General features: G+C 74.8%; 7 protein-coding genes and 1 pseudogene. 5 read left to right on the forward strand and 3 right to left on the reverse strand.

All coding sequences use genetic code 11. The annotated features are described in order from the left end of the window. On the reverse strand, positions 1-1,025 hold a 1,025-nt coding region (locus tag GTW67_RS11485; RefSeq protein ID WP_161164704.1), incomplete at its 3' end, for a heavy metal translocating P-type ATPase. A gap of 186 nt (positions 1,026-1,211) precedes the next feature. Here GTW67_RS11485 and GTW67_RS11490 point away from each other — a divergent pair. Beyond that, positions 1,212-2,180 carry a DUF8832 domain-containing protein gene (locus GTW67_RS11490; protein WP_161164709.1) on the forward strand — a complete coding sequence of 323 codons (969 nt, stop codon included), beginning with the start codon at positions 1,212-1,214 and terminating at the stop codon, positions 2,178-2,180. 43 nt (positions 2,181-2,223) lie between these two features. Here the strand turns inward: GTW67_RS11490 and GTW67_RS11495 are convergent, their stop codons facing one another. Then, entirely contained in the window at positions 2,224-3,003 is a 780-nt protein-coding gene (locus tag GTW67_RS11495) for a DeoR/GlpR family DNA-binding transcription regulator (RefSeq protein ID WP_161164705.1), read from the reverse strand. 146 nt (positions 3,004-3,149) lie between these two features. Here GTW67_RS11495 and GTW67_RS11500 point away from each other — a divergent pair, with 146 nt between their 5' ends. Both GTW67_RS11500 and GTW67_RS11505 read left to right on the forward strand, forming a co-directional pair. Beyond that, positions 3,150-4,031 carry an SIS domain-containing protein gene (locus tag GTW67_RS11500; protein ID WP_161164706.1) on the forward strand — a complete coding sequence of 294 codons (882 nt, stop codon included), beginning with the start codon at positions 3,150-3,152 and terminating at the stop codon, positions 4,029-4,031. Between the two features lie 82 nt (positions 4,032-4,113). Then, positions 4,114-4,974 (forward strand): ketose-bisphosphate aldolase, encoded by an 861-nt coding sequence (locus tag GTW67_RS11505; protein ID WP_161164707.1) that lies wholly within the window; start codon positions 4,114-4,116, stop codon positions 4,972-4,974. On the opposite strand, the gene GTW67_RS11510 is transcribed toward GTW67_RS11505, so the two are convergent. Beyond that, positions 4,964-6,097, reverse strand: coding sequence for a methyltransferase (locus tag GTW67_RS11510; RefSeq protein WP_161164710.1), 1,134 nt, complete (start codon positions 6,095-6,097; stop codon positions 4,964-4,966). The two genes, GTW67_RS11505 and GTW67_RS11510, sit on opposite strands and share 11 nt — an antisense overlap. 647 nt (positions 6,098-6,744) lie before the next feature. On the opposite strand from GTW67_RS11510, the gene GTW67_RS11515 reads away from it, so the two are divergent. Together GTW67_RS11515 and GTW67_RS11520 are read left to right on the forward strand one after the other, a co-directional pair. Beyond that, complete coding sequence (locus tag GTW67_RS11515) at positions 6,745-7,419, forward strand: alpha-ketoglutarate-dependent dioxygenase AlkB family protein (protein ID WP_161164708.1); 675 nt, start codon at positions 6,745-6,747, stop codon at positions 7,417-7,419. A gap of 37 nt (positions 7,420-7,456) precedes the next feature. Beyond that, positions 7,457-7,644: pseudogene (locus GTW67_RS11520) on the forward strand (ROK family protein); the annotation flags it as partial.

Below are 7,644 nucleotides of genomic sequence, written 5' to 3' on the forward strand. Positions count from 1 at the left end.
ACCAGCTTCGCCATCCGCGCGAGCTGCGTGTCGGCGCCGACCCGGGTGGCCTCGACCACGAGCCGGCCGCCCGCGTTCAGGGTGGCCCCCGTGACGCCGTCGCCCACGCCGACCTCGACCGGCACCGACTCGCCGGTGAGCATCGACGCGTCCACCGCCGAGGCGCCCTCCACGACGGTGCCGTCGGTGGCGATCTTCTCGCCGGGACGGACCAGGAAGCGGTCGCCCACCGCCAGTTCCGCCGTGGGAACGGTCCGCTCGGTGCCGTCGGCGCCCAGCACGGTGACGTCCTTGGCGCCCAGCTCCAGCAGGGCCTTCAGCGCGGCCCCGGCCTTGCGCTTGGAGCGGGCCTCGAAGTACCGGCCGGCCAGGATGAACGCGGTCACCCCGGCGGCGGCCTCCAGGTAGATGTTCCCGGAGCCGTCACCGCGGGCGATGGTCAGCTCGAAGGGGTGCGTCATGCCGGGCGTGCCCGCGGTGCCGAGGAACAGCGCCCACAGCGACCACAGGAACGCCGCCGAGGTGCCGACCGAGATCAGCGTGTCCATGGTCGCCGCACCGTGCCGGGCGTTGGTGAACGCGGCCCGGTGGAAGGGCCAGGCGGCGTAGGTGACCACGGGCGCCGCCAGGGTCAGCGACAGCCACTGCCAGTACGTGAACTGGAGCGCCGGCACCATCGCCATCGCGATGACCGGGACGGCCAGCAGCACCGCGGTCACCAGTCGCTGCCGCAGCGGCCGCAGGGCGTCCGCCTCCTCGGCCTCCGCGCCGGGCGCGGGCTCGGTCCGTACCGGCTCGGGCTCGTGGGCCGTGTACCCGGTCGCCTCGACGGTGGCGATCAGCTCCGGGACGGACACCCCGTCCGTGAAGCTGACCTTGGCCTTCTCCGTGGCGTAGTTGACGGTCGCGGTGACCCCGCCCATCCGGTTCAGCTTCTTCTCGATCCGGGCGGCGCACGAGGCACAGGTCATCCCGCCGATGGCGAGCTCCACCTCGGTCGGTGTGCTGGTCGTACTCGTGGTCATGGCTGCTCCTGATACGGGGCCGGGGTATGTCGGCTGCCGTGTCATGTATACCCCCTGGGGGTAGCCAAAGCAACCGCGGCCGTGCCTTGACTGTTTACCCCCCGGGGGTATGGTGAAGTGCATGAAGGAGGCGTCCGCAGGACCGGGCGCCCGGCAATCGAGGGGACGACCGTCATGAGTACGGGACTGAGCACCGGACTGCGGATCACCGCGTTCACGGCCGCACTGGCCGCGACCTTCGGCACGGCGTACGGCGTGGGCAAGGCCGTCGACCCGGTCGTGGAACAGGCCCCGCCGGCCGCCCACGACGACCATGCGGGCGAGCCGTCGGCGGACCCGGGCGGCGGCCACGGCGGCCACGAGGACGAGCCGGCCGGCGGTCTGCGGATCTCCGAGGACGGCTACACGCTCGACCTCGCCACCCCGCGCGTCACCGCGGGTCAGCGCACCGAGCTGCGCTTCACCGTCCGCGACGACGACGGCCGGGCCGTCACCGCGTACCAGCGCGAGCACGACAAGGAACTCCACCTCATCGTCGCCTCACGCGACCTGGACACCTACCGCCACCTGCATCCCACCCGCGCCGCCGACGGCACCTGGAGCACCCCCGTCGACCTGCCCCGCGCGGGCGGCTACCGCGTCTTCGCCGACTTCACCCCGGCCGGCGAGGACGCGGAGAACCTCATCCTCGGCGCGGACCTCGCGGCCGGCGGCGCCTACACCCCCGCGGCCCCGCCCGCACCCCACAACACCGCCCGGACCGACGGCTACCAGGTCGAACTCGCCGGGCCCCTCAGCCCCGGCAAGGCGGGCGAGCTGAAGCTCAAGGTCTCCCGCGACGGCGCGCCCGTCACGAACCTCCAGCCCTACCTCGGCGCCTACGGCCACCTCGTCGCCCTGCGCTCCGGTGACCTCGCCTACCTGCACGTCCACCCGAACGGCGAACCGGGCGACGGCGCCACGAAGCCCGGCCCGGAGATCTCCTTCACGGCCACCGCGCCCAGCGCCGGCACCTACCGCCTCTTCCTGGACTTCCGGCACGAGGGAAAGGTCCACACCGCGGCGTTCACCGTGCGGGCCGGATCGGCGCCGGCCGCGCGGGAGACGGCGCCGGCCACCACGCCGGAGCACACCGACGACGGCCACACGCACTGACGGGCCGCAGCGGGCCCGCCGTGACCGGACGCCGCCCGGCCCGCTACGCCGTGACGACCCGGATCCCCGCCTCCTCGAACCGCTGGACGGTCTCCGGGTCGGCCGCCTCGTCCGTGACCAGCGTGTCCACCGTCTCGGCGGCGCAGATCCGGGCGAACGCCCGCCGGCCCAGCTTGCTGGAGTCCGCGGCCACCACCACGCGCTCGGCGCGCTCGCACAGCAACCGGTTGATCGCGGCCTCCGCCTCGTCGTGCGCGGCGGCGCCGTACACGACGTCGAAGGCCACCACCCCCAGCACCGCCACGTCGAGCGTGACCTGACCGAGCACCCCGTCCGCCAGCGGCCCGATCAGCTCGTACGACTGGGCCCGGGCCACCCCACCGGTCACCACGATCTTGAACTGCGGCCGCACCGCCAGCTCGTTGGCGATGTTCAGCGCGTTCGTGACCACCGTCAGCGCCGGCGTGCCGGACGCCAGATCGGCGCGCACCGCCAGCGCGCGCGCCACCTCGGTGGTGGTCGTGCCCCCGGTCAGGCCCACCGCCTCGCCCGGCGCCACCAGTGCCGCGACGGCCTGCGCGACACGCTGCTTCTCCGAGGCCCGGCGAGCGGTCTTGTAGCGCAGCGGCAGCTCGTACGACACCCCGTGGACGACCGCGCCCCCGCGCGTGCGCACCAGCATCTGCTGCTCCGCCAGCCGGTCGAAGTCCCGGCGGATCGTCGCGGCCGACACCTCCAGTTCGGTCGCCGCCTCCTCGACGTCCAGGCGGCCACGCTCGACGAGCAGCTCCAGCAGCGCCTTCCAGCGGGCGTCGCGCGACATCCGCGCCTCCGTTCCTCGATCTCCCGCCGACCCTAGCGCACGGACCTTCTGCGCCTGAATGCTTGATAGTGCTCGAAAATTCGCTGTATCTTGCAGAAACAATCAAGCGACCAGGTCCGCTCAGGGACCGATCGGGAGTGTGCGGCATGACGTACGTCGAGGACGAGCTCAACAGCCAGCCCGAGTGCTGGACACGCGCCGCGGCCGAGGCGGCCGGGCACGCGGCGGTGCTGCCGGCGGCGGGGGAGCGGGTGGCGGTCGTCGGCTGCGGCACCTCGTACTTCATGGCGCAGTCGGTGGCGGCGCTGCGCGAGGAGGCGGGCCTCGGGGAGACCGACGCCTTCGCCGCCTCCGAGTTCCCCTCGGGCCGCGCCTACGACCGCGTCGTCGCCCTCACCCGCTCCGGCACCACCACCGAAGTGCTGGACCTGCTCGGCGCGTTGAAGGGCCGCACCCGCACCGTCGCGCTCACCGCCGACCCGGACACGCCCGTCATGGCCGCCGCCGACGACGTCGTCGTCCTCGACTACGCGGACGAACGGTCGGTCGTGCAGACCCGGTTCGCGACCACCGCCCTGACCCTGCTCCGCGCCCACCTCGGCCTGCACACCGGGGCCGCCGTCGCCGACGCCCGCACCGCCCTCGCGGACGGACTGCCCGAAGGGCTCGTCGACCGCACCCAGTTCACCTTCCTCGGCCGCGGCTGGACGGTGGGCCTGGCCAACGAGGCCGGGCTGAAGATGCGCGAGGCCTCCCTGTCCTGGACCGAGGCGTACCCGGCGATGGAGTACCGGCACGGCCCCATCAGCGTCAGCACCTCGACCACGGCGACCTGGATGTTCGGCGAGGCCCCCGAGGGGCTGGCCGAGCAGGTCCGGGACACTGGCGCGCTGTGGGTGGCCGGGGGCCTCGACCCGCTCGCCGAACTGGTCCGCGCCCAGCGCCTCGCCGTCGCCGTCGCCGCCTCCCGCGGCCTCGACCCGGACCGTCCCCGCCACCTCACCCGCTCGGTGATCCTCGCCCCCTGACGTCCGCCCGACACCCCGGCACGTCCCGGCACGTCCCGCCTTGTGCCGGGCGGTCCGGGGCAGTCCGGGGAAAGGAGACCCCGTGCCCCTCGCCACCACCGGCGACCTGATCGGCCGTGCCGCCGCGGCACGCTCCGCCGTCGCCGCGTTCAACGTCATCACCCTGGAGCACATCGAGGCCGTCGTCGCCGGCGCCGAGTCCGTGCGCGCCCCCGTCGTGCTCCAGGTCAGCGAGAACGCGGTGAAGTTCCGCTACGGCAGCCTGCTGCCGCTGGCCCGCGCCGCCGTCGCCGCCGCCGAGGGCGCCGCCGTGCCCGTCGCCCTCCACCTCGACCACGTCCAGAGCGACGGCCTGCTGCGCCAGGCCCCGGACGCCGGCTTCAGCTCCGTGATGTACGACGCCTCCCGGCTGCCGTACGCGGAGAACCTCGCCGCGACCCGGGCCGCCGCCGACTGGGCCCACGCCCAGGGGCTGTGGATCGAGGCCGAGTTGGGAGAAGTGGGCGGCAAGAACGGCGAGGCGCCGCTCGACGCGCACGCGCCCGGCGCCCGCACCGAGCCCGCCGAGGCCCGTGCCTTCGTGGCCGACTCGGCGGTGGACGCCCTGGCCGTCGCCGTCGGCAGCAGCCACGCCATGACCACCCGCACCGCGGCCCTCGACCACGACCTGCTCAAGGAGCTGTCGGCGGCGCTGGACGTGCCGCTCGTGCTGCACGGCTCCTCCGGAGTCCCGGACCGCGAACTCGCCGCGGCGGTCGCGGGCGGCATCGCCAAGGTCAACGTCGGCACCGCGCTCAACATCGCCATGACGGGCGCGATCAGGGAGTACCTCGCCGCCCACCCGGACGCCGTCGACTCGCGCCGCTACCTCACCGTGGGGAGGGAGGCGATGGTGCGGACCGTGGCCGAGCTCATCCGCGTCGTCACTGGCACTACCGCTTGACGGCCTTCAGCACCACGAACTTGTGGTCGCTCGCCACCAGCCGGCTGTTGCCGAACAGGCGCCGCAGCTTGACGTGGTAGCCGAGGTGCCGGTTGCCGACCACCCACAGCTCGCCGCCGGGGCGGAGCACGCGCTTCGCCCCGGTGAACATCCGCCACGCCGTGGCGTCGGTCGTCGCCTGGTGCGAGTGGAACGGCGGGTTGTTGAGCACCAGGTCCACGCTCGCGTCCGGCACCCCGGCCAGTCCGTCGCCGACCCGGAACTCGGCGTGCCCCGGCACCCCGTTCGCCCGGTACGTGGCCTCGGCCGAGGCGACGGCCTGGAACGACTCGTCGGTGAACAGCACCTCGGCGTCCGGGTCGGCCAGCGCCACGGCCGTACCGACCACGCCGTTGCCGCAGCCCAGGTCCACCACCTGCCGGGCGCCCCGGCCGGCCGGCAGGTGCTGGAGGAAGAACCGGGTGCCGATGTCGAGCCGGTCGGCGCAGAAGACGCCGGCGTGGTTGACGACCGTCCGGCCGGAGAGCGCGCCGATGCCCTCGGGCAGCGCGTAGCTGAGCGGCCACGGGTTGGCGGGCCGCTCCCGCCGCGGATCCGGCGTGCTGAGGACGAGCCGTGCCTTCTTCTCGGCGAGCGAGGTGCGGGTCGGGCCGATGATGCGCTCGAACAGCGCGAGCGTCGAGGTGTGGATCTCCTTGACCATGCCGGTGCCGACGACGACCGTGCCCTCGTGCACGGCGGGCGCCAGCCGCAGCAGCTGGTCCTCCAGCAGGGCCAGGCTCTTCGGCACCCGCACCAGCAGGACGTCGATCCGCCCGGGCGGCGGGTCCTGCGTGGTGAGCAGCCGCACCGAGCCGGGGGCCACGCCGTTGCGCGCCAGGTTGGCGAGGGTCGCCTCCCGGGCGAGGTGGGAGTCGGTGATCTGCACCGGCCGGTGCGCCGCCAGCGCCGTCACCAGCGCCCCCCACCGGTCGCCGACCACCACGACCGTGCCGGACAGCGGGACCTCCTGGTCGGCGAGATGCCGGAGCAGATACTCGTCGGAGGCGTCCCAGGCGCGCAGCCGGTCGCGGGGGTCCTCGGGGAAGCGGGTGAGCGCGCGCTCGCCCCACGGAGTCGTCATACGGTCGCTGCGCTCGTTCATCGTGCGTCCAGGCTAGCGGAGCCGCAGCTCAGACCGGATCCGGGCGGTCTGCCTGGCGGCAGGGCCCTGCGGGACGGCCGCGAGGGACGAGGGGGACGGCACGGTCGGACACGAAGGCCGCGCGGGACGCCGGAAGAGGACGCTCGGGTCGCAGGGCCGGGCGGGAGGGACGGGCCGGCGGACGGCGGCCGTGGGGGAGGGCAAGGCGAGCCGGCGGCCGGCTGGGCGCAACGGCGGGCGGGACGGTGTGCGGGACCGGCGGGTGGTGGGCTGCGTGGGGCAGCGGGCGGGACCGGCGGGTGGTGGGCCGCGCGCGAGGGCGAGCGAGACCGGTGGGTAATGGGCCGCGCGCGACGGCGAGCCGGACCGGCAGGTGGTTTGGGCTGAGTGGGACGGCGAGTGGGACCGGCGGGCGGCCGGCAGCGTGGGACGGCGAGCGGGACCGGCGGACGGTCAGCCGCGCGGGGCGGCGAGCGGGACCGGCGGGCGCTCGGCCGCGCGAGCCGGCGGGCAGGTCATCCGGACGCATCCGTCGGTCAGGACGCTCGGGCAGGTCGGTCAGGTGAACCCGTCGGCCGGGTCGGCAGGGCAGGTCGGCCGGGCGGACGGTCCGGCAGGATGGACGTATGGACGTCGAGCTGTTCCCGAGGGGCCGCGTCGAGGTCGTCCCCGGCGCCGTGCACCTGCCGGACTGGCTGGGCCCCGGCCAGCAGCGCGAGCTGCTGCGTGCCTGCCGGGAGTGGGCCCGCCCGCCCGCCGGACTGCGCACCGTCCGCACCCCCGGCGGCGGCACCATGACCGCCCGGCAGGTGTGCCTCGGATGGCACTGGTACCCGTACGCCTACGCCCGCACCGTCGTCGACGGCGACGGCGCCCCGGTCAAGCCCTTCCCCGCCTGGCTCGGCGACCTCGGACGCCGCGCCGTGACCGACACTCTGGGCGCCGAGGCGGCCACTGCGGCGGCGTACGACATCGCGCTGATCAACTTCTACGACGCCGACGCCCGCATGGGCCTGCACCGCGACGCCGACGAGCGGGCGGACGCCCCCGTGGTCTCGCTGAGCCTCGGCGACACCTGCGTCTTCCGCTTCGGCAACCCCGACACCCGCACCCGCCCCTGGACCGACGTCGAGCTGCGCAGCGGCGACCTGTTCGTCTTCGGTGGCCCCTCCCGGCTCGCACACCACGGCGTGCCGAGGGTGCACGCGGGCACCGCACCGCCCGAGTTGGGGCTCACCGGGCGCCTGAACATCACGCTCCGGGTCAGCGGTCTCCAGGAACCCGGGGCCGGCGGCCGTTAGGCGCCCGCGGCCGGCGGATCATGGGAGACTCCCCCTCATGAGCGGCAAGGCGGACCCCCGGCCGGCGGGGGAAGGGACCACCTCGAGGACGCGGCTGGACCGGGGGCGCGGCGCGCTCGGACCCGCGTTGGAGCTCGTGCACACCGGACGCGCCCCCACCCGGGCCGTCCTCACCGCCGAACTCGGCGTGACCCGGGCCACGGCCGGCGCGGTCGCCGCCGAACT

It is taken from the genome of Streptomyces sp. SID5910 (assembly GCF_009862125.1).
In the GTDB taxonomy this organism is placed as follows: Bacteria; Actinomycetota; Actinomycetes; order Streptomycetales; family Streptomycetaceae; genus Streptomyces.